Annotated in this window: 14 protein-coding genes; 2 read left to right on the forward strand and 12 right to left on the reverse strand. The window is 44.8% G+C overall.

What is annotated here, in order from left to right:
* Positions 1 to 7: 7 nt before the first annotated feature.
* The 3 genes from DBR43_RS30525 to DBR43_RS30535 are packed head-to-tail and all read right to left on the reverse strand — an operon-like array spanning position 8 to position 6571.
* Positions 8 to 2380, reverse strand: coding sequence for a glycoside hydrolase family 36 protein (locus DBR43_RS30525; protein WP_124587140.1), 2373 nt, complete (start codon positions 2378 to 2380; stop codon positions 8 to 10).
* A 52-nt stretch (positions 2381 to 2432) separates the two neighbouring features.
* Positions 2433 to 4646 (reverse strand): glycosyl hydrolase family 95 catalytic domain-containing protein, encoded by a 2214-nt coding sequence (locus DBR43_RS30530; protein WP_199757174.1) that lies wholly within the window; start codon positions 4644 to 4646, stop codon positions 2433 to 2435.
* 17 nt (positions 4647 to 4663) lie between these two features.
* Entirely contained in the window at positions 4664 to 6571 is a 1908-nt protein-coding gene (locus DBR43_RS30535) for a right-handed parallel beta-helix repeat-containing protein (RefSeq protein WP_124587142.1), read from the reverse strand.
* Between the two features lie 419 nt (positions 6572 to 6990).
* On the opposite strand from DBR43_RS30535, the gene DBR43_RS30540 reads away from it, so the two are divergent.
* Both DBR43_RS30540 and DBR43_RS30545 read left to right on the forward strand, forming a co-directional pair.
* Positions 6991 to 7734, forward strand: a complete 744-nt coding sequence (locus DBR43_RS30540; protein WP_124587143.1) for a helix-turn-helix domain-containing protein — start codon at positions 6991 to 6993, stop codon at positions 7732 to 7734.
* Positions 7735 to 7766: 32 nt separating this feature from the next.
* Complete coding sequence (locus tag DBR43_RS30545) at positions 7767 to 8198, forward strand: YjdF family protein (protein WP_124587144.1); 432 nt, start codon at positions 7767 to 7769, stop codon at positions 8196 to 8198.
* Positions 8199 to 8258: 60 nt separating this feature from the next.
* On the opposite strand, the gene DBR43_RS33365 is transcribed toward DBR43_RS30545, so the two are convergent.
* The 9 genes from DBR43_RS33365 to DBR43_RS30585 form a co-directional block, all read right to left on the reverse strand.
* Complete coding sequence (locus DBR43_RS33365; protein WP_233603285.1) at positions 8259 to 8579, reverse strand: hypothetical protein; 321 nt, start codon at positions 8577 to 8579, stop codon at positions 8259 to 8261.
* Positions 8512 to 9045: a hypothetical protein gene (locus tag DBR43_RS33370; RefSeq protein WP_233603286.1), complete on the reverse strand. Its 534-nt coding sequence runs from the start codon at positions 9043 to 9045 to the stop codon at positions 8512 to 8514. Before DBR43_RS33370 ends, DBR43_RS33365 begins: the two co-directional genes overlap by 68 nt.
* 233 nt (positions 9046 to 9278) lie before the next feature.
* Entirely contained in the window at positions 9279 to 10835 is a 1557-nt protein-coding gene (locus DBR43_RS30555; RefSeq protein WP_124587145.1) for a glycoside hydrolase 43 family protein, read from the reverse strand.
* Positions 10836 to 10862: 27 nt separating this feature from the next.
* Complete coding sequence (locus tag DBR43_RS30560; protein ID WP_124587146.1) at positions 10863 to 12227, reverse strand: hypothetical protein; 1365 nt, start codon at positions 12225 to 12227, stop codon at positions 10863 to 10865.
* A 38-nt stretch (positions 12228 to 12265) separates the two neighbouring features.
* Positions 12266 to 13525, reverse strand: coding sequence for a DUF2264 domain-containing protein (locus DBR43_RS30565; RefSeq protein ID WP_124587147.1), 1260 nt, complete (start codon positions 13523 to 13525; stop codon positions 12266 to 12268).
* 97 nt (positions 13526 to 13622) lie between these two features.
* Positions 13623 to 14909: a glycoside hydrolase family 105 protein gene (locus DBR43_RS30570; RefSeq protein WP_233603288.1), complete on the reverse strand. Its 1287-nt coding sequence runs from the start codon at positions 14907 to 14909 to the stop codon at positions 13623 to 13625.
* A gap of 350 nt (positions 14910 to 15259) precedes the next feature.
* Positions 15260 to 16993 carry a RagB/SusD family nutrient uptake outer membrane protein gene (locus DBR43_RS30575; protein WP_124587149.1) on the reverse strand — a complete coding sequence of 578 codons (1734 nt, stop codon included), beginning with the start codon at positions 16991 to 16993 and terminating at the stop codon, positions 15260 to 15262.
* A 6-nt stretch (positions 16994 to 16999) separates the two neighbouring features.
* Positions 17000 to 20038, reverse strand: a complete 3039-nt coding sequence (locus DBR43_RS30580) for a SusC/RagA family TonB-linked outer membrane protein (RefSeq protein ID WP_124587150.1) — start codon at positions 20036 to 20038, stop codon at positions 17000 to 17002.
* Positions 20039 to 20068: 30 nt separating this feature from the next.
* The gene (locus DBR43_RS30585; protein ID WP_124587151.1) at positions 20069 to 21703 is read right to left on the reverse strand and encodes a RagB/SusD family nutrient uptake outer membrane protein; all 1635 of its coding nucleotides are present in this window, start codon (positions 21701 to 21703) and stop codon (positions 20069 to 20071) included.
* Position 21704: the final 1 nt, after the last annotated feature.

Consider the following 21704-nt stretch of genomic DNA (forward strand, 5'->3'; position numbering starts at 1 on the left):
TTAATTTTTACTTTTTAAATTCCAGGCTCCACTTAACAACCTGACTGTCTTTACTTTTAATGAGCACCCTAATCCAGCCACTTTCTGTCTGAGGCAAGACTTTAATCGTTACGCCGTTCGCATTTCCAAGGATAGCGGCCTTATTTAGCTTCCATTTTCCGCCATCATTCATTCCTGCAATGCGAAGTTCATAGTCGTCCCCGGCAATGAGCTTACTTGTTCCTGAAAGGTGGTTTCCCTTCCAATCTTCTTTAAGCAAATCGATCATACCCTGAGTGATGTGCTGAGAAGTGGAAACCACTACCGGATGATTTGAGCTGGCACGAAGGGCGATCACTTTGCAGGATTCTGAAGGAAGTTCTTCTTCAATTGGGCCATGAATGTCCTGAAGTGCTTTGTTTCCCCAGAAATCAAAGGCATAATAGCGGGTTTTAGCATTTAATCCGGCATAGCTCAGCGAAGTACGAATCTTTTGTGTACTGGTTTCCCAATTAAACAAGCCTAGTACGGTACGGTCTGTACCCGACTTTTTATCCTTTGCCAGCCAGATCGAAGGCAGCATTTTATCAAAGGCATCAACTGGTCTGGCAATCCCGGTATGGGAAGCCATACAACGCTTCATAATTTCCAATCTGTCTGATGGAAGGTCCGGAAGCCAGTCGCTGCTTAAAAAGAATTGTCCGGAAACCGCAACGAAAGAAGGAAGCAAACGGGCCCTGGTCAGGCTGCCAATTCCCTCTGCCGCACCATCAGCTGTTGACTTGCCTTTTTCTCTTAACATCGAAGGATCAGGATCATTCCACCATACTCTTCCGTTTAAGAAATAAAGTCTGGAAGCGCGAATTGCTCCGGTGCGGATACTTTGTCCGTCGTGGTTAAAATCCGGCCCGATCCGCATGGCATTGACCAGGCCAATAGAAGCCCCGAAAGACCTCATGTTCTGACTCACGCAGCATCCGGAAAGGAACATATTTTCACCCGTACATTTTCTTATCATTTTCAAACCATCTCTGAAGGATTCAATCTGCGTTTTAAATGGATCGAAAAGCGGCTTATTGTTCCCTATGCTGTCATTTTTGTATCCATCATTGATGTAAATCTGTTCGGTCACCGTTCCGGTCCATAATCCGTCCATTTTGAAATAGTCATAGCCCCATTTCTGCATCGTACTGGCATAATGGGCAAGGTGTTCCTGAACTTCCGGATTGGTCAGGTCAAGAGAGGTCCCACCCCAGGTGGTTTCATAAGGTTTGCCATTTTTTCTTTGCGCAAACCAATGCTGACGGTCTTTATATTCCGGGGCCTGATGGTTACGGCTAAAAGGCATCCACCAGATTCCTGCCGTCAGCCCTGCCTCTTTAATGGCAGTGGCAGTGGTGGTCATTCCATTGGGATAGCCACCCTTTGGATCTACCCGGTCAAAGCCGCGGTGAGGACCATTGTATTGACCTCCTGCCTGCCATTGATCGTCGATCTGAAGCACGCCCAATCCAAAAGGTTTCAATTCTTTTTTAATAAAACCAGCCAGTTTAATCGTTTCAGATTCTGTACCGGCACCTCCATTTTTTTCGGAGTACCAGGTGCAATACACGGCGGTTCTTGGCTTCAGTTTAATCTGTTGCTTTTTGGCGATGGCATCGGCAAATTGTTCTTCACCCAAACGCGCATCATCAAAATAGCCGACCAGCAAGGTTTCTGTGTTTTCCGTTTTGGCCAGCGGGATATTAAAACGGCCATAATCGATCTGAGGAGTGATTTCCACCAGGTTATTTTTCACCTGGGAAAACAACACCCCGCTTCCTTTTTCGTTCGTTAACCAGCCGCTGACTACCCCATTTCTGGAAGCAGGATCAACCGTGGTCAGAAAGACATAACTTCCCGGGTTTTTGTCCGGATCCAGCAGCCCTCCGGTTCCCAGTGTTTTCAACCTGTTGACCGGTTTTCCCAGATCTACCAGAAAAGAAACCGGGTTAAGCTTAGGAATGTCAAGAATATTGTTCCCGGCATTTCTTACCTTTTGAGTGATAAAAAGAAAAGGTTGCGAGGGGTACAGGACAAAAGATACGGAAGAACCGTCGGGGCTGCCTGCAGTTAAAGCCTGGCCAATACCGAAAATCGGATCTGAGATCTTTTCGTTGGTCACTTTAATGAAGTTCAGGTTTGGAACGAGCTTTTTAACAAATGCTTTCCCCGTAGACCTGGAGCTGATGTTAAAATCACGGGTTTGGGGATTGTAGGTCAGGATTAAACCCGAATTGCTGATGCGGTTACCGCTCCCCTCCCGAAGCTCAATGTGAGGAGCGGATGCTTTGGCCAATGGACTCTGAAAGCTCAAAGCACAAAAGACGATTGCCGCTGAATGTAAAAAGAATCTGATCATTATGTTTGGTTTTTGTGGTTTATGGTGAATGTGGTTTAGGTGTGGATTCGTTTCATTTCAGTTTTGAAGAAAGCAGCTCCTTTAGCTCGCCGTTGATGCGGACTTTTACTTTCTCCGGTTGTTTGGAATAGATCTGATAGCTCGTCACTTTCCCCTTCTGCCATTTACAGTTTACCGTAAAGCCACCTCTTGCTTTAAGTCCGTAAAATGCGCCTTCTGTGGCCCATTCTGCTGGAATTGCAGGCAATAGCTGGATTTCTCCGGCATGACTTTGCAACAGCATCTCTGCCATCGCTCCGCTGATTCCAAAATTTCCATCCAGCTGGAAAGGAGGATGATTGGCAAATAAGTTGGGCAGTATATTATAGGTCAATAAACCCCTGATCATCATCCCTGCTTTTTCCCCCTCACCTAACCTTGCCCATAAGGCACATCTCCAGGGCCAGGTCCAGGAACGCCGGCTATCCCCCACCGTTGATTCAACGGTGAAGGGTGTATTTATGTTTTTACCATAATTTCCGCTTCTGCTTCTTAAGGAAATGATGGCTGCATTTGCTAAATCCGGTGTATTCTTCCTGCTGATTTCCCGTCCAGGAAAGACCGCAAAAAGGTGGGAAGTATGGCGGTGCTGATCGTCCGGATCATCCCGGTCTTCCTGCCATTCCTGCAGCTGTCCCCATTTCCCGATTTTATTTGGCGCAAGCTGATGCTGCATTGAAGCAATCTTTCTTTGATAAGCCGTGTCAATATCAAGTGCTTTAGCCGCCTGGAGGTAATTTTGAAATAAATCCCAGACCAATTGCTGGTCGTGCATCACGCCGTCTTCTCTTGGTCCATGTTCCGGCGACCAGCCATTGGGAACCATTAAGGTTCCATCTTTGGAAAGCTTTAAACGATCTTCCCAAAACTGACAAATTTCTTTCAGGACCGGGTAAGCGGTTCCCTGCAAATACGACCTGTCTCTGGTAAAATCCCAGTGTTCAAATACGTGCTGGGCATACCAGGCACTGGCCGGAATATTCCATTCCCAGCCATTTCCGCCAAAAATACTCTGACTTGTTCTTGCCGTCCATCCCCGGGTCTTTTCCCCAAATGCTTTACGTGTGGCGATCCGGCAAGGTTCCTGTCCGGCCACAATGAAATCAATCAGCGGGACATGACATTCCGATAAATTGGTCGATTCGGCAGCCCAGTAATTCATTTGAATATTGATGTTATTGTGATAGTCGCTGGCCCATGCAGGCGTATTGCTGTTGTTCCACAGTCCCTGCAGGTTTGCAGGCAAACCGCCCGGTCTGGAAGAACTCACCAGCAGATAACGGCCGTATTGAAAAAGTAAGGCTTCGAGCGCAGGATCTTTAACTCCATTTGCATATGCTTTTAACCTGGCATCAGTTGGGAGGTCCAGCTGTGTTTGCGCTGTTTTCCCAAAATGAATACGGGCAGCATCAGTCAGTTTGCTGATGTCATGAATATGGCGGGCCTGTAATTTAACATAGCCGATTCTTTGGGCAAGTGTCAATTCTTTTTCTATCTGCGGCATCGGATCATCCCTCCGCCATCCGGAATGATAATCAGGTTTATAATTGGTCCGTACATCCAGGTACAGGGTGATGGAATTACAGTTTTTAAAATCCAGGGTGTTGCCTTCGACCGCAAGGACTCCACCTTCCTTTATCAGTTTTAGCTTTGCGGCATATTTCAAATGATTGGGCATCTCCCCATTGAAACTCAATCCATCCGGACTTGCAGTACTCACTGCACCTTGCGCAGATTGCATTGCCATTTTGCCGGATAGGGCTCCTTTTTTACTGGCAGTATACCTGAACACCATCACCTGATCAGGATAACTGGCGAAAGCCTCACGGGTAAAGATCACGCCGTTGACCACAAAGGTAGTGGTATGAACACCTGTCCGGATATTCAATTCCCGACGGTAGGCTTTTGCACCTTCTATTCCATCAAAATTCAGGCTGAACTCTCCGAAGTTCCTGTAAGAGCCAAATCCATGATCACCAGTCTGGTAACCACCGTCCCAGTTGTTGTCTCCAGACCAGAGGCTTTGTTCATTAAACTGAATCCGCTCTGTCCGGATGCCCGCAAACAACATCGCACCCATGCGGCCATTACCAATCGGCAAGGCTTCGGCATCCCATTTTTCGGCAGGTTTATGATACCATATTTTATCGTCATTTCCCCTGTCGGCTTTTACTGCGGTTGTGATGACCGACAGCAAAAAGATCACTACATATATAAGTTTTTTCATTGTTCTCATCACTATAGCTATTTTAAGGTTACCTTCAAATTAGTTTTCAGCTCTTTATTCGTCATCTTAGCGGCGTTCAGCACAGGAAGTTGAGCGGTGTCAAAGTTATTCTTCCTGATCGACACGTTTTTACAGGCCGTCAGGTTCATCACCGGAGCGGTATTTTTTCCTGGCAAGAGACTTGTCCAGCTAATTTTATTGCCCTCAAATACGAGACCGTCGACACTTCTGGCATTGAGGACTCCATCTCTATACAAAATGAACGTATTGTCAATGATGCGGATATTGCGGTGTACCATATTCCCAGCCAGCAGTTCATGATTTTCGGGGGCAATATTTATGGCGCCGCTCCCCGAGTTAAGGCCGCACTCCTGGAAAACATTATTTCGGATCAGCACATCCCTGACTGCCCCGGATTCAAACCAGCTGGAAGCATCATCGGCAATCAGAATGGGATACATTCCGGTCCGGTAAAAGAGGTTGTTTTCAATGCGCACTTTGCCTCTCGTGGTGAGCAGCAAACCCCGGGTATTTGTTCTTTCAAAGCGACTGTTCCTTACGATGACATCCGGAGTCCAGGTCAGGTTCTCGATGCAAAGTCCGGCAGCAACAAAGGGGGCTAAAGGACCTTCCAGTTCAATTTCCATTTCCCGCTTGTTGATCAGTTTTGCGGTTTTTAATTTTCCTGTTCCCAAAGGCATTAATGTTTTCGGATGGATGAATGCAATGCTGTCGCCGGCAAAAAAAGCTTCAAACCCATAGGTTTGATGGTGCATGAAACGAAGGGTAATTTTATGCTCCTGAACTGAACTGATCTGCAAATGTGTACCATGCACATTCACCGGATCGTCATGAGAACCTGAGGTAAAACAACTGTCTAACTGAACCAATCCTTTACATCCGGAAAAATGAAAACAATCTGCAAAAGAAGCAATGATCCGGCCTGAGTTTTCTCTCGGCGCCACCACCACTTTCAGCAAAGAAATGTTTTCTGAGAACTGGGATACAATGCCCAATCCATGCATAAAATGCATTTTTAGATTTTCCAGTTTGACGTCTTTACTTCGGGAGATAAATCCACCGCAATTGTCGCGGTATGGGTCCCTGATCGTGAGTACATCTCCTGCCTTTAAAGAGGTTTTACTAAAGTTGCCTTCAAATCTCACCTGGAAAGGACCCGTCTCGATGGCCTTACTTTCTAACAAAGGATTAAAGGAGCTGTAGTGCATCGAGTTTTTCAGCGGGTCAAACAGGATGGTATGGTAAGATCTGGTTTTCCAGCCTTCTCCATATAAGCTGATCCGGCCGCTGTCGATGGCGTACCTGGTATCCCGGTGAATCGTAGTTTCCAATGCATTTGAAGATACTGACTTTATCGTCAATTCTGAAATGGTTGGCCTTTCATAATCAAAACTGATGTTCTTCAATTTCACATGCTTACTGTTAAGAATGGCAAATGAAACCATTTTACCATGCAGTATAACCAGGGTATTATTTCCTTCAAGGACCAGATTCTCCAGGTCTTCTAAAAGAAAAGCAATGTTTTTCACTTTGGAAAGGGTATCATCTTCCGTGCAATTAGAGACAAACAATTCACGCTTTGCACTCCCCTCGGGCCAAACGTCAATTCTCCCTCCAGGTAATACTAAAACCGCATTCTTTTCTTTCTTACAGGCATGAATCGCCTTTTGTATGGCAAGGGCAGCATTTTCAAAGCTGTTTTTCTTCAGACCGAAATCAACTGCGTTAATCCTGGTTTGAGCTATACTGCTTATCGCGGACAAAAGTAAAAAGCAAAGCACGCAAAGGTGCTTTGCAAATGCGACAAAATACGGCCGGAGCCGACAATAAATTTTAAGGTCGTTCATCATGTTTGCTAAGTTTTCATGGAGCTGATCTCCCGGGTTCATTTGTGTGATAGACAAACCGAAAGGTGAGTTATACCGGACGTGGGGGGGATTCCGGATAAGTCACCAATCAGTTTATCAAATGCCAAAATTAAATAATTTCAGCCCCATTAAACTTGCTGTAATTTGATCAATACTGATGCTATTTTTGCTCAAATACCCGCATTAGCAGTTTACAACATTGATGAATATCAGACATGCTTCGGCCCAGGATTACTCTGGGGGGCTTTAAAGAAAATAGCGTGATTGTTTTGTTCGGTGGTGTGTTTGCAGCTAGTTATCTTTGCATTAACATTTATAAATCAATTCATTACAACTTTTCTTAATTTTAGAATTTCCTGTTGGATTTACGATTAAACGCTATTTTGCGTAAATTTAACAGGTAGTAATAATGGCTGCCTATTCTTGTCTGATTAAATAAATCAAAAAAACACCATTTGGAATACCAACTCATCAAACCGAACGATTCGCTTTCCGACTTTGTGGACAGTTTCTGGATGCTGCACAATGGTTCCGGCAATGATAAAGAGGTGGTCATTGTTCCCGATGGAAGAGCTGATCTTTTTCTTTCTCAATCGCCGGTACAGCCCTTTCGCATGGCCCTTTTCGGACTGGAAACCCAGCCCGAAAAGACCGCAATTACGGCCGGGGCTTTGATTTTTGCCATCAGTTTTAAACCACCTGGAATAGAATACATCCTTAAAGAAAGCATTGCCGGTTTGCTAAACCAGGCCAGGCTTTTACCAACAGGCTTTTGGGACTTTAGTGCCGCTGACCTTAGCAATTTTGAGCTTTTCTGTAAAAAAGCCACAGGAAAGATAGCGGAACAGCTCCCCGGCAAAATTGATGAGAGAAAGCAAAAGCTCTTTGAGCTGGTTTATGCTTCTCATGGTTCATTAACGGTAAAAGAAATCGCTGAAAAAGTATGCTGGAAGGAGCGCCAAATCAACCGTTACTTTAATTCACAATATGGCATTTCCTTGAAATCATATTGCAATCTGCTTAGGTTCCGAAATTCCTTTCAGCAAATCAAAGAAGGGAAACTGTTTCCAAGCGAAGCATTTACCGATCAGCCACATTTCATCCGGGAAATCAGAAAGCTCAGTGGTGTATCTCCAAAAGTACTCCATAAAAACCAAAACGACCGTTTTATACAATTTTCCAGGTTCGAAGCACAGTAATTTTGCTGCCTCAATCAAGGAAAATTGTACCTATGAAAAGCGAGCACCAGGTCACCATATTATTTGATCAGCCTTTTTGGATTGCTTTATTTGAAAGAACCGAAGCCGGTAAGTATTGCGTTGCCAGGTTTGTGATCAGTACTTCAGAACCCGAAAGTGCGGAAATAAACGAGTTTCTGGATCGTCTTGACTTTGGCAGGCTTACATATACCCCGGCTATGGTCAATGAGCGGGGAACAAAAGAGAAAAAGAGTTTTAAAAAACAGCAAAAACGAATTCAAAAAAACGCGACAGACAGCCGGGTAAAACACGTCTACAGTAAAGCTCAAATCTTATTGAAGGAACAACTTGAAACCCTGAAAAAAGAAAGAAAGGCGCTGTCAAAACTGGACAAAGCAATGGCAGAACAAGCTAAGTTTGAGCTCAGACAACAAAAGAAAAAGGAGAAACACCGGGGGCATTAATTGAAATGCCTCCTGTATTTCTCCTTCCAATATCTTTTGTGATCATGGTCAGGCTTAACCTTAAACCTTGTAATATTGCTCCCAGCCCTTGCGTGGCGGCGGGCCAATCAATAATGCATTGGCTACCTTATGATTGGTAATGACCTTTCTTTTACGGTCAAATTCAAGTTTTGTATTTAATTTCTGAGCAAGTACCCCCAGACAGAATACCTGACTCAGCGGCCCGGCTATCGAAAATGGTGATCTTGTTTTTTCTTCCCCTTTACAAGCCTGAAGAAAATTCTTAAAATGATTTGAAGGGCTTAATGGCACTTCAGGAAGCCTGCCTGCCTGCCATGGCCTTCGCTTTTTCTTCAGGAATAATTGATAAGGTGCTGCCATGAGAGCCTCCTTTAAAAGTCAGTTCCTTACTGTAAATGATCTTTCCGGGATTTAATTTTGCCGGTGCAATTGCCCCGGTGCTTGGTGGCAAATTATTGATGCCATCATACCAGTTTACATCCAGCGCCGGCATATCGCCCCTCTTTGGAAATTTAAAAGCTAAGGTAGAAGAGGTAGGAAAAAAGAAATCGTTATGCCCTTCTAAAACCGGATTGATCTGATATGGCAGGCCCAGATCAAGAAATTCATGTGCAGTGTCCAGAATATGTGCACCCCAGTCGCCAAGCGCGCCCATACCGAAATCAAACCAGCAGCGCCATTGCCCGTTCACAAAATCCTTATTATAATTGTGTCCTGTTGTGGCCATTTGCCAAAGGTCCCAATCCAGGCTCTCCGGCAAGGCCTCGGCAGCCGGAAAAGATTTGAGATGGATGTCCCATCCATGCCAGCGCCTTGGGGAATTCATATGGGCGGTTATCGAGGTCACATCCTTAATGATCCCGGCTTCCTTCCAGGCCTTAAACTGAAAATAGTGTTTGCTTCAAAAAATGTCGTCTTGATGATTCTTTTGTTCTCATTTTTTATAATTGTTACAAATGTGATAAGGTCGGGGTGCTTAGTCCCGACAACTTACCTAATTGCCTCCCCCCTGTTCAACTGTTATTTAGTAAAATAAATACGTTATCTGATCAGACCGCGTTATTTTAGGTCAAATCGAAACCAATTGAAATCCGCATGACCGTCTATGCCGGAATCCTCAGTACTATAATTAAATAAAGCAAAGCGATTTGCCGTCCAATTCAACCCCAGCGCCATATTTAAGGTATCGCCGATGGGCTGATATTTTTTGCCATCTATACTGTACGCAAAAGAGGCCTTGAATCCAATATGGGTAACATTCGACTTAAACCAAACCTTTTTTCCTTTAAAAGGTATTGACGTGACGGTACGGTCTGCATTCATCATGATGATCGATTGCTGTCTGTCTTTTTGTTGAATTGCGACAAAGGCATAGGGAAGCTCAAAAATACCGAAACCGGCTATATTTCCATCCTTCAAACCACTGACATCCATTTCGACTGTGCCACTTGAGAATGGTCCCTGCACCCTTTGTGTCAGCGTATTTCTCGCTTCGGAAAGTTTTGCCGCTTTACCTGCTTTCAGACGTAAATAACCTTTACGTTCGTTTAAAGACCATTTTTGATCATCAGGATTATGGTTCCACTGCCATTGTAATCCAAGCTTTGCCGCAGCAAAATCCTCGGATGTTGCCGGAACAACGATAGGATAGGTTTTTCCTACATCTGGTTTTTTATAGGTTTCCACTCCTTTTCCGTTTTCCCCCAGCATTGGCCAGCCATCTACCCAGGTAACCGGCTCCAGATTAGGCACCCGGCCTATAGCACCACGATCCTGCATAATGATGAACCACCAGCTGCCATCCTTCATCTGAACCATCCCACCCTGATGTAAACCATTACCCGGATAAGTATGGTCGTCCCTGATGACTTCCTTTGATTCATAAGGTCCATAAATATCATCTGACCTCAAACAGATCTCCCGGCCCTTTTTACCTCCGGTAGTACTCATTAGATAATATTTCCCATTAATTTTATATAGATGAGAACCTTCCAGGTAAGGATACTCCTTGTTATTATAGATCTCTTTCCGGGGAGTTTTAACCGATAATCCGTCTGCATTCAATTCCGTGATAAACAACCTTTCCTGTCCATGTGCGACATACACTTTGCCGTCATCATCAAAAAACAAACCCGGATCATACATGTATTCTTTAAAAATGGTTCTGGTCCATGGACCTTTTACATCTTTGGCCGTACACATGGAAAAGCATCCAGGTTCAGTACGGGAAATATTAGGCGTACAAAAGCCAACATAAAAAGTACCATTGTGGTAGCGAATGGTATTGGCCCATGAGCCTTTTAAATAGGCATTCCCGCCCTTCATGTCATACCGGGGATCGTCATCGTACCTGGGCACCGCATAACCTGCCATTTCCCAATTCACCAGGTCTTTAGACCTGGCAATGGGGCTGCCCGGAACATAATGCATACTGGTAGAGATCAAATAAAAATCATCCCCTACCCGAATGACATCCGGATCCGGCCAATCCCCCCACATCAAGGGGTTGGTAAATGTCCCGTTCCCATTATCGGGTGTATATGCGGTATTTCTTTTCTGGGCCAGCAATACATTGCTAACCATCATTAATAGAAAAAATAAAATGTATTTGTTCATTTAAGTTCAATATTTTCTGGTAAAATCTTATTTATAAACAGGTTTATTCTCATAAACCACAGGGAGCTGTTGCTGTAACCAAATCGTCATCCATGCAGATCCCATTCTGCTGGCAATTGCTTCTTCTCTACCCGGATAGCTATTTTCATGATCACCGTCATAGGTATGTTTGTCCGCAAAACGATTTTGTTGCGCCAACACTTTGTCGACATGCAGTTTTGCCCAATATGCTCCTTTATGTTTTTTACTGAGGTGATCCCAGCCATAGGAAAAAGCAGCAATATCCAGATTGGCATAAGTATCATAAACGCCCGTACCCCAATCAGAACCTTCGGGATAATAAACTTCCGGACTTCCTTCCTGGTACATGGTGCCCCCCGGAGCGCGGTATGGCGGAGCAGAAAAGCGGTGTGTCGTTACTGAGTAGTAAATTTTATCAAGATTGAAACGGGCCGCCTCAGGCGTTGTTTTTCCGGCCAGGGAGAAAACGATTGGTGCATTGATCATGGAGGCGAGCGCATTGTACATTGGATGAATGATCCCATGGTTGATGACGAAGCCAGGTTCCTCCATATTGTAACCCTGCAACCAGCTGCTCACAGGACGTCCATGGATCATTCTTGAATTGTGCAGGTCTGAAGGCAGTGAGGTCGCTGCGATCAGATACTCCAGGGCCTTGTGCATCCATTGATCTGAATGAGGATGTTTGGGTAACATGACCGAAGCCAGATACAAGAGTTCCGCATTCCAGGCATCTTCTTCAATTTTAGAATCGCCTTTAAAAATCACCTTTCCGGTACTGTCTTTATAGTAAGGCGGGGTTGTTGGAAGAAAACGGTCTGCTTCTGCAACGATCATTTTTATCACATTAGATTGGTCTTTTACGGAAAAATCCTCCCATAAAAGCCAGGCCGCATATCCGGAGTAATAAGCCCAATGGGCCGCCTGCCAATCTCCTCCCCAAACCTTGCGGGTCTGGTTCACTTTATGGTCGTAAGCCACAGCGCGGACCATCAGGATGGCTTTGTCTTTAGCCTCCTGCAATGAAACCCCGGTTACTGAAGGATCATAGATCCCGGTTTTAATGGAGATGGCGATGCCAAAGGCCATTGCTGCAGGAAAACGGTAACGGTATTCATTGATCTTCGATTTGCTTTTCAGGTCCAGATAACCGCTGGAATCCGGCTGATATTTTTTGAGGTCATTGTACCAGGTAGTTAGTGCGAACCGATTCGCATTCAGCAATGTTGTTTTTACCACATTTGCCAGTTTATTGCGGGGGGCTTTCTTTTGAAAACTAGCCCAGTTGACAGGCATCACCTGACTTTTCCCTGAAATGACCGATGCGATCAGGAATAAAATCAGGACAGCTGTTTTTAAACTATATTTCATTTGGGTTACTTAAATGCTGTTGATTAATATGTCGTTGATTAATATTCTACATGATAATCCTTTTTAAAAGGCTGCCCGCTCCAGGCTTTCTTAGCCGTCCATTCTGCGGCCGGTGTTGTCCAGAATGCATTATCTGCCGGCAATCCTAACGGTAAAAACCCCAATGTGGCCATGTACAAGCTACCGGTAGACGTATATCCATCGGCAATGCCAGGTTGTGAACCACAGAAACCCAGAACCAACCATCCGGCTTTATCAAAGTTGTCGCATTGATCAAACATCCGGTGCATGACTGCCGTAAGACCAGATCTGACTTGCGCAGGGCTGATCTCTGAAGGCAACTTTTCCATTAATGCGACCTGGCCCAGGGCCTGAAAAGCAGCCGTCCGGTAAGTTACAGACCTGCCCATTGGCGGATATGTGCCATCCGGGCCAATGATCCGTTCTGAAAACTCTGAATAGCGAACCATGCGTTTTACAGCGGTTTCATACATTTCTTCCTTGATCCTTTTCTTGTCTGACAAGACTTTGAAAAAATCAACCAGCATCGGATGGATCACATAGGAGTTGTAATAATCAATACTCAAACTAGGTCCGTCGCTATACCAGCCGTCCCCCTGATACCATTCCTGAATTTTTCTTTTGGCAAATTCCAGTCGTGCGGGATCCGGCTGTTCGCCAATCGTCATTAAGAAAGCTTCGTTAATTCCAGCGAACAGTAACCAGTTGTTATAGGCCCCTGTACGTGTGCGCAAGGTCTTAAACTCTTCTGCAATTCTGGCTTTTGTTACGGCATCCAATGGTTCCCATAATGCTTTTGGCGCTCTTAAAAAGGCCTGTGCCATATAGGCTGCATCTACTATAGGCTGACTTTCGGTTCTGAAATTTAAGTAATCCGGATTTGCCGGATCAACTGCATTTGCAATCCCTTTTAATAATGCCGCACGAAGTTTCCTGCGCAGCAGGCCTTCTTTCGTGTCGTCATCGGGAAGTGCCAGCCATGGTGCCACTCCTGCCATCGTACGTCCGACAGCTTCGAGATAGGTTACCTTTTTAAAAAAATCTGTTTTCTGACCTGGTGGAACTTCTACCGGCATGTTTTGTTTTAAGGTACTGTTCGCCAGATTTAAGATGACTGGAGATGCCATTTTATAGAGCAGATTTGACCAGTACTCCCGGTCTTGCCCACCTGTTGTGGTCGCACCTGGTTTTGCTTTTTTTAATTGCTGCGCATACAGGGCTGGACTGGCGGTTAAAAATGCCAGGCCTACCATAAGGGCGTATTTATAATTTTTCATCCGTATATATTTCATTTTTGTTGGTTATGAAGCGATCATGCGTCTATTTATTACTTTTTGTAAGCAGTATGCTTATGATGGTTTCATCTTGATCATATTATTTGGTGCTGATTTCAAAAAATCTGCTGGATCCCGCTGCAACATTTACCATAATTTGTAATGCTGAAGGTTTCTTCTGTTCGTAGTTAATTTTTAAAGGAACAATTTCCCCGGTTGCCGCATCTCTTGCAATTAAGCGTTTTGGATCGCTTACCTTAATTTTTCTTTTGACCTGATTCCATCCTATCCGGACGGTTTGCTCCTTGTTAATGGAAGATAAATTATATATTTCACTAATAACTGTGTTTTTTTCATTCATCAGATTGAGGCGAAAGACTTCAGTTCCTGCCAAAAGAAATGCCCCTACCCCGAAAACATCCGTATCCTCATAACCCACTTTATCAGGTGCGGCTCCCTGTGGCTGTACAAAACCTAATTTTCCGTCCGGATGTACCGCACTGCTTAATGCGCCCCATGCCCTGGTAATTACAGGCTCGTATTTTTTATAAGAAATAAGCCCGTTGTTGACCCCCCATGCCATGGCATAACAGATCAATCCTGTACCGCTGGTCTCTTTGGAAGGATAACTCTCCGGATCAAGTAAACTCGCATGCCAGGCCCCATCCGGCTGTTGCAACGCTGCCAGCCGATCAGACATTTCAATAAATAAATTTTCAAAACGTTTGTAATCCGGATGGCCTTTTGGCAATACCGACAAGACTCTTACCAATCCACCAATGACCCAACCATTGCCCCGGCCCCAAAATACTTTAGTCCCATTTTTTTCTTTTTTATTGAAATACCGGCTGTCTCTGTAATAGAGTTTTTCCTCCTGATCAAACAGATATCCGGTAGATTTCCACCACAACTCAACCGCCTTGTCCAGGTATTTCGGATCGCCGGTAGCTTCGCTAAGAAAGGCAAGCGCCGGAGGCCCCATAAACAGCGCATCGCACCAGGCCCATTCCCTTGTATAGATTGCATTTTTCCATTCCAGTGATTCCAGGTGAGGTAATTTCAGGATTGAATCACCAAGGCTTTTCAAGTCTGCGATGAACTCAGGTCTTTTATAGATCAGATACAACTTTGCATACAATTGTCCGACACAATAATCATCTGCGAAGTAGCGGTATTTCCCTATTTTCCACTGGTTATCTGCGCCAACCTGAAGGAGCTTTTTATAATAAACATCGTCGTTTGCCAGCTGACTCCAGGCCATCATACCGGCGTACATTGCCGCATTCGTCCAGTCTTTCTTTTGGTTTTTCCATCCCCCGGTTTCTAAATTATGCCATTGCCAGTCTGCGACCTTTTTCATCTGACCATATATTTGATTTGCTGACATTTGCTCGTTTTGAGCATGACTTCTTTTAAAACAGAGCAGAACTAACAAGGATAGGAATATTGATTTGTGCATTTAATTATTGGTTTTGATGGTACTTTATGTTTATTAATTAACGTTCATTTATTTGTTGCATAGAAATTGGTAAAACGGATCCCCGTTCTACCAATTCTATAGATATAGGCGCAGAGATTTCGCCCCCCAACCTGGATCTCCACAGCCCATATCCTCAACATAAATTATCATTACATTTCGCAATTCTTTGAACAGCTACCACCGACCATAGTGGTTGAACAAAGCATAGGGACAGAAATGTAATCAAGCGATTCGCTATTTTCATTATGTTGTTCTTTTTACCAGCCCGGGTTTTGAATCAGTTTATCTGAAATGTTTACCTGAACAGCCGGAATGGGCAACAGGTTCATTTTTGGTTCTATAAACACCGAAGCTGGCTTTGGCAAATCGAATTTCTCATAGCTATAAGTTCCGTTTGTGTTTTTGATGATCTTCATTCCTCTAAGTATAGTTCCATAGGTGCTGGCCCCAATCTTCCACCTGCGGATATCCCAAAACCGGTGATCTTCAAAAGCAAGCTCAATCCTCCGTTCATCTCTGATGAATTTACGCATTTGTTCCTGGCTTAGTCCTGAAGGTAAAGCCGCTGGTGAGAGCCCGGCTCTCTCTCTGATTTGCCGCATAGGCTCATAAGCATCAGTGGTTTGCCCGGATTCATTTAAAGCTTCTGCATAATTCAGCAAGACTTCCGCATATCTTAAAAAGGGAAAGAAATGTTGTGTTCCTCCCGTTGAACCCGTCACATCTTCACTCATCATTTTTCTATTGTAATAACCCGTCTGTGTTCCGGGGGTAACAAAAGGAATGCTCAACCCGTCGCTTGGTGCATTGAAATAAGTAAACACCGCCTGTTTGGTATTGGTGGATGGATTTAACCAAAGTGCGCCGTTGTAAATAACGGAACGGTAAAATCTTGGATCGCGGTTTACATAAGGATTCTGAGGATCATAACCTGATCCCGGTGTATTGATGGGCATCCCGTTGCGCATCGGATAGGCATCCACATAATCTCCGTTAGGTGAAGTATGGTAGGCTCCGCCCCTGCTTGATGGCAGGTGTGCATTTTCATAGGTCCGGTTACTTCCGGAGAGTCTGGCAAAAATCAGTTCCTTATTTACCCGTTGCAGGAAGACATTATAAAATCCTTCGGCCGTGGTATTGTTTCCCCCCTCACCCTGTAAAAGGCCATAAAAATTCAGGTCTATCACCGCTTTAGCAGCCTGGGCAGCCTTTGTCCAACGTGCCTTGTCTTCGGTAGGATATCCAAAAACAGGATTTTGATCAGCTGCACCTCCGTTAAATAAGGGGCTGGCAGCAAACAACAATACCCTGGCTTTTAAGGCCAGACAAGCTCCCCTGGTAATCCGGCCATAGTTTTGTCCTTCTGTTCCTGTGTATTCCATTGGAAGGTCTGCGGCCGCTTCGTCCATTTCCTTAACGATGTAATTCACACCTTCCTCATAACTGTTCCGGGGAAGGTTAAAATCGTCGTCGATGGTCAGCACATGGTCGACCAATGGAATTCCCCCATAATGTTTCATCAGTAAATGGTAATACCAGGACCGCAGGAAACGGGCTTCGGCCTTCATCCTTTTCCTTGTTTGCGCAGACAAAGGCGATTCGTCTACCCTGTTGATGAACAGATTGGCCTTTCTGATCGACTTATAGCTGTCTTTCCAAACCGTATTAAATGGTGCCGGCAGGGAGCTCGCGCTATAATTTCCTTTTTGGAAGGTTCCGGCCGGTGTGGTCGTGGTGGTGGCCCAGCGTTCATCAGATTCATCGCTGAATTCAGACAAAGAATTTGAGGTATTGATGCGCGTGGTATAACTTTCCGGCCCCAGGTCTGCGTAAACACTGGTCAGCACCTGCATGGTACGGACACTATCGGTCCATACGTCTTTATCGAAAATATCGGATTGGGTATCTCCTGATAATACACCTTCTTTTTTACAACACCATAAGGTGCTGACTGCCAATCCAATTAATGTAATGTTTCTTAGTAATTTCATGAATCTCTAAAAATTAAGGTTTAATCCAAGACTGTAAATTTTCTGCTGAGGGTAATTCTCTCCACGGCCACTCGGTGATTCCGGGTCAAGGAGTTTAAGCTTGTCCCAGGTGAATAAATTGGATCCGTTGGCATAAACGCGGAGGCTTCCTACCCCAATGCGTTTAAGTATGGAAGGCGTTAACTGATAGCCGATTTCAAAGTTCTTTAAGCGCAGGTAGTTGCCGGAACGAAGCCAGAAAGTTGAGGTGGTTGGCCTGTTGTTCGCCCCTCCACTTGCCAGGTGCAGCTTTGGATAAGTCGCATTAGCCGCATTTTCTTCCGTCCATCGTCCAAGATGAAGCTCCTGAAAGTTCCCGATGTTGTCGTAAATCAATTCGTCTGTAGGCCTCACACTGTTATTGGCTGCGCCCTGAAATAAGACACTGAAGTCAAAGCCTTTATAGTTTAAACCTAAAGACAGACCGAAGGTCGTATTCGGTATTACGGGGAAACCGATGGGGCCTTTATCATCATCATTGATAATGCCATCACCATTCAGGTCGGCATATTTCAAATCTCCGACCTGAGGGTTAAAGGTGGTCACCGCGCTGTTTTTAATGTCGTCCTGACTTTGATAAAAACCAATCCATGTCCAGCCAAAGGGTTGGTTTACCGGTTGTCCGGTTGCCTGCAGCCATGGATATTTTTTATGCTCTTCATCACGCTCCAACACTTTGTTTTTGGCGATCGCGATGTTTCCCTTTACAAAATAGCCCAGCTCCCCGATCTTGTTGTTATACCCTATTTCGAGCTCCATTCCTTTATTGCTCACTTTGCCCATGTTCACCTCCGGTAAGGTAATTCCGACCACATCACCTACTGTTGTACGGGTGGTGATAATGTCGTAGCGGTAGTTGTCAAAATAGTCGAATGTGAGGCTTAGTTTAGATTTAAACAATTGCATATCAAAGCCGATATTGGCCTTTCTTTCCTTTTCCCAGGTGAGTCTGTCGTTACCCAGTTTTCCTTCCGCCAATCCGTTATAATTGGTATTGGACTCTCCGAACTGGTAGCTACCGGAGGGCACGTAAGTACTCAGATAGGCATAGGTGCTCAGGTCCAGGCCAACATTATCGTTTCCGACGATTCCATAGGAACCTCTGATTTTAAAATGGTCCAGGAATTTAAGGTTCTTCTTTACAAAAGATTCTTCGGAAAGGACCCATCCTGCAGAAGCTGCCGGAAAAAAGCCGAACCTGCTTTTGTTGTTAAATTGGTTAGAGCCGGTATAACCAAGGTTAAGCTCCAACAGGTAACGGCTTGCATAATTATAGGTTGCCCTTCCTACCCATCCCAGATAGCTGATTTTACGGGTTGGATCCGGAACTCCGCTTGCATTGACATATACCCTGGTATTTTGGTTGTAAAGGCCAAGAACGGTTAAATTATGCTGACCAAACTGATTGGCATAATTAAGCGAACCTTCAAGATTGGTCGCTACTCTTGGTGCCAGGTTATTGGTGCCCAACTGATAAGGCCTTAACACCGGATAAGAAGCGTTAAATAAATTATACGTATTATTAGTCGGATTATACCGGTAAGTTGGATAGCCATTTCTGAACAGGTCTTTTTCTGAAAACTGGGTATTGTTGAACGCAAACGAGCCCTTTGCAGATAAGCCTTTCAATAAAAAGTCGAGTTTATGAACTGCAGTTAAATTAGAGGTAAGTACGGTATTGTAAGTCCTGTCGTAACCCGCCAGTGTTAACTGGGCAACCATATTGGGATGTTGATTTCCCTGAGGTGGCGCCGCAAATGATCCGTCCGGATTGTAAACCGGGAAGGAATAGGGTGCAAAACCGGTCCGCAGCAATTGGTTAAAAACCGATCGTCCTGCTTCACTGGGATGCGGTTGATTGATGTTCTCTAACCTCGAAGACAAATCAAGGCCGATATCCAGGTTATTGTTTACCTTAATATCCAGGTTTGACCTGAAATTATAGCGCTTCATGTAATAGGTATTGTCCGTTTCGCTTTCCTTAAAGTTTTTAAATAATCCATTCTGGTTCATCATTCCGGCAGATACAAAGTATTTTACATTTTCTGTACCTCCGGAAACGTTCGCATTAAACTGTGTTTGCAAAGAACTTGGGCGCATCACTTCCTTATACCAGTTTACATTCGGGTAAACAGACGGATTTGTACCCAGACGGAATTCCTCCAGCTGGCTGTCTGTATAAGGGAAATTGGCCGCCTGACCATCATTGACATAGCTTTCCTTCAATAATAGCAGCGAGTTATACGCATCCAGCAATTTCGGTAAGCGGGTAGATTGCTGAATTCCCGTTTGGTTGCTGATGGAAACTTGTGCCTCTCCTGTCTGCCCCCGTCTGGTGGTGACGATGATGACTCCGTTTGCTCCGCGGATCCCGTAAACTGCGGTTGCCGATGCGTCTTTTAAAATGGAGATATTTTCTACTTCGTTCATGTCTATCTGGCCAATATTATCCTGCTGGATCCCATCTACGATAAGGAGCGGCCCTGTACCCGAGCGGTAGGTACTGACGCCTCTGATCTGTAGTGCAGACTCGTCCTTCCCAGGTTGCCCGCTATTCTGCTGGGCAAAAAGCCCAGGCAAGCGGCCGGATAGCGCATTGGTAAGATTGGCTACCGGACTTTGTTTCATTTCTTTTCTGCTGATGCTCGCAACAGAACCGGTCAGTGTTGCTTTTTTCTGCGTTCCAAATCCTACCACCACCACTTCATTCAATCCGTCTACGTTCTCTTCCATCTGCACGTTATAGGTAGATTTGGATTGTAGTTGCTCCGATCTGGATTTATAGCCCACCCCGCTAAATATTAAGCGGCCCTCTGCGGGTGCATTTTTAATCACATAGAAACCCTGCTGATCAGTAGTGCTTCCAATAGTGGTACCTTCTACTTTAATGTTTATTCCCGGAAGGGGGCCGGTATTGTCCGACACCCGTCCGTTTATGATTCTGGTCTGGGCAAAGCCCATCAGTACACTCAGTGTACAAACCAGCATGATGTATATCTTCTTCATGATATATTGACTAACAATTAATAACCTGACTTAATTCCAACCTTGATTTTGAACAAGGGCACTGTTTTTCTGAATTTCCAGATAAGGCACCGGATAGAGGTACATTCTGGCGGCATCAAATGTGACCGTTTGTACCACCATATTTGGATCATAGCTCAGCGTTTTATCGGGATTCATCGTAATTTTCATACCTTTCAGCGTGCCATTTAAAACGGTTTCTGCAATTTTCCACCTGCGGATGTCCCAGAACCGGTGTTCTTCAAATGCCAGTTCGATGCGTCGTTCGTTTCTGATCATCGTCCTCATTTGTTCTTTACTCAGTGAGCCTGCAGTAAGCAGGACGGTAATGCCTGCCCGTTTTCTGATGTCGTTAACGGCCTTATACACGGAAGCGTCCGGTGCAGCGAGCTGCTCATTCTGTGCTTCTGCATAATTCAGGAGAATCTCGGCATACCTGAAAATTGGAAAATTATGGGTAGCATTTGAAAATCCGGTAGCAGAACCACTCGTTGTCATGAACTTACGCATGTAATATCCGGTCTTTGTTCCCGTTCCAATACCGATTCGCGTATTGTTTTTTCCTCCGGTAAAGGTTTCCACCGGAGTACCCAGCCAGGAATAGCCATTATGAAATATCGTCAGGTAAAAGCGGGGATCACGGTTTTTATATGGATCTGCGGCGCTGTAGCCGGAACCAGGTTCGTCGATACCTTTACCATTGGCCATTGGAAATGCATCCACCAGGTTTTGTGTAGGATTGGTCTGTCCCTGTCCTCCTCTTTTGTAACCCGGTGGCTCATTTAAGCTTTCGATAGTGGTGTTATCTGCCTGCTGATAAGCCAGGATAAATTCTTTATTGCTTCTGGTGGTGAAAAGTGTGGAAAGGTTGGTTTCCAGTGAATAGCTGTTCAGCTTGATCAGGTCATCAGCTGCTTTGGCAGCAGCCTGCCACTTTAACAAATCGTTAGATGGGTTGTATAGCGGACTTGCTTCATATAAGAGTAACCTCGATTTGAGTGCAAAGATGGTTCCCTTTGAAATCCTTCCCAGCTCACCCGCGGTCAATGTAGCCGGTAGTTTATCCTTCAGAAATTCACACTCTGACAGGATGTAATCTACACATTCCGCTCTGGAATTTCTGGCCAGCTGAAGGTCATCTTCCAGGCCAAAAACTTTATCGCCCAGTAAAGGAACTCCTCCCCATCGTTTTACCAATTCAAAATAAAAGATGCTGCGCAATGCCCTTGCCTGAAAACGGATGGCATCTTTTCTTAAATCGGGAATTCCGGAGCTGCCAATGTTTGCCAATAATATATTTGCCCTCCTTATTGCGCTATAACAGGCAACCCATGGGTTTTCCGGTAAGTCTGAAGGGCCCCATTGCCCCGTCTTAAATTTATCTACAGCGGTTACAGATATATTGCCGCTTAAGGCATCATCTGTTCCTGCATCAAGTAAATTGTTTCCGATGCGGTTAAAACCAGTTGGCAGCTGAGCGTATACTCCAGCCAGGTATTCCTCAATTAATGTTCCTTCTTTATCCTTTGGATTAAAAATATCGCTCAGGTCTGTACGTTCTACTGGAAGTTGGGTTAAGACATCTTTTTCACAAGATGAGATGAGCAGTACCAGCAGTACTGCCGTTAATAGGCCATATAATTTCATA

This window comes from Pedobacter sp. KBW06 (assembly GCF_003852525.1).
GTDB lineage: Bacteria > Bacteroidota > Bacteroidia > Sphingobacteriales > Sphingobacteriaceae > Pedobacter.

Coding starts and splice junctions, on each gene's coding strand:
- DBR43_RS30525 (WP_124587140.1), bottom strand. CDS start 2,380: ATGATCAGATTCTTTTTACATTCAGCGGCAATCGTCTTTTGTGCTTTG.
- DBR43_RS30530 (WP_199757174.1), bottom strand. CDS start 4,646: ATGAAAAAACTTATATATGTAGTGATCTTTTTGCTGTCGGTCATCACA.
- DBR43_RS30545 (WP_124587144.1), top strand. CDS start 7,767: ATGAAAAGCGAGCACCAGGTCACCATATTATTTGATCAGCCTTTTTGG.
- DBR43_RS33365 (WP_233603285.1), bottom strand. CDS start 8,579: ATGGCAGCACCTTATCAATTATTCCTGAAGAAAAAGCGAAGGCCATGG.
- DBR43_RS33370 (WP_233603286.1), bottom strand. CDS start 9,045: ATGAATTCCCCAAGGCGCTGGCATGGATGGGACATCCATCTCAAATCT.
- DBR43_RS30555 (WP_124587145.1), bottom strand. CDS start 10,835: ATGAACAAATACATTTTATTTTTTCTATTAATGATGGTTAGCAATGTA.
- DBR43_RS30560 (WP_124587146.1), bottom strand. CDS start 12,227: ATGAAATATAGTTTAAAAACAGCTGTCCTGATTTTATTCCTGATCGCA.
- DBR43_RS30565 (WP_124587147.1), bottom strand. CDS start 13,525: ATGAAAAATTATAAATACGCCCTTATGGTAGGCCTGGCATTTTTAACC.
- DBR43_RS30570 (WP_233603288.1), bottom strand. CDS start 14,909: ATGTCAGCAAATCAAATATATGGTCAGATGAAAAAGGTCGCAGACTGG.
- DBR43_RS30575 (WP_124587149.1), bottom strand. CDS start 16,993: ATGAAATTACTAAGAAACATTACATTAATTGGATTGGCAGTCAGCACC.
- DBR43_RS30580 (WP_124587150.1), bottom strand. CDS start 20,038: ATGAAGAAGATATACATCATGCTGGTTTGTACACTGAGTGTACTGATG.
- DBR43_RS30585 (WP_124587151.1), bottom strand. CDS start 21,703: ATGAAATTATATGGCCTATTAACGGCAGTACTGCTGGTACTGCTCATC.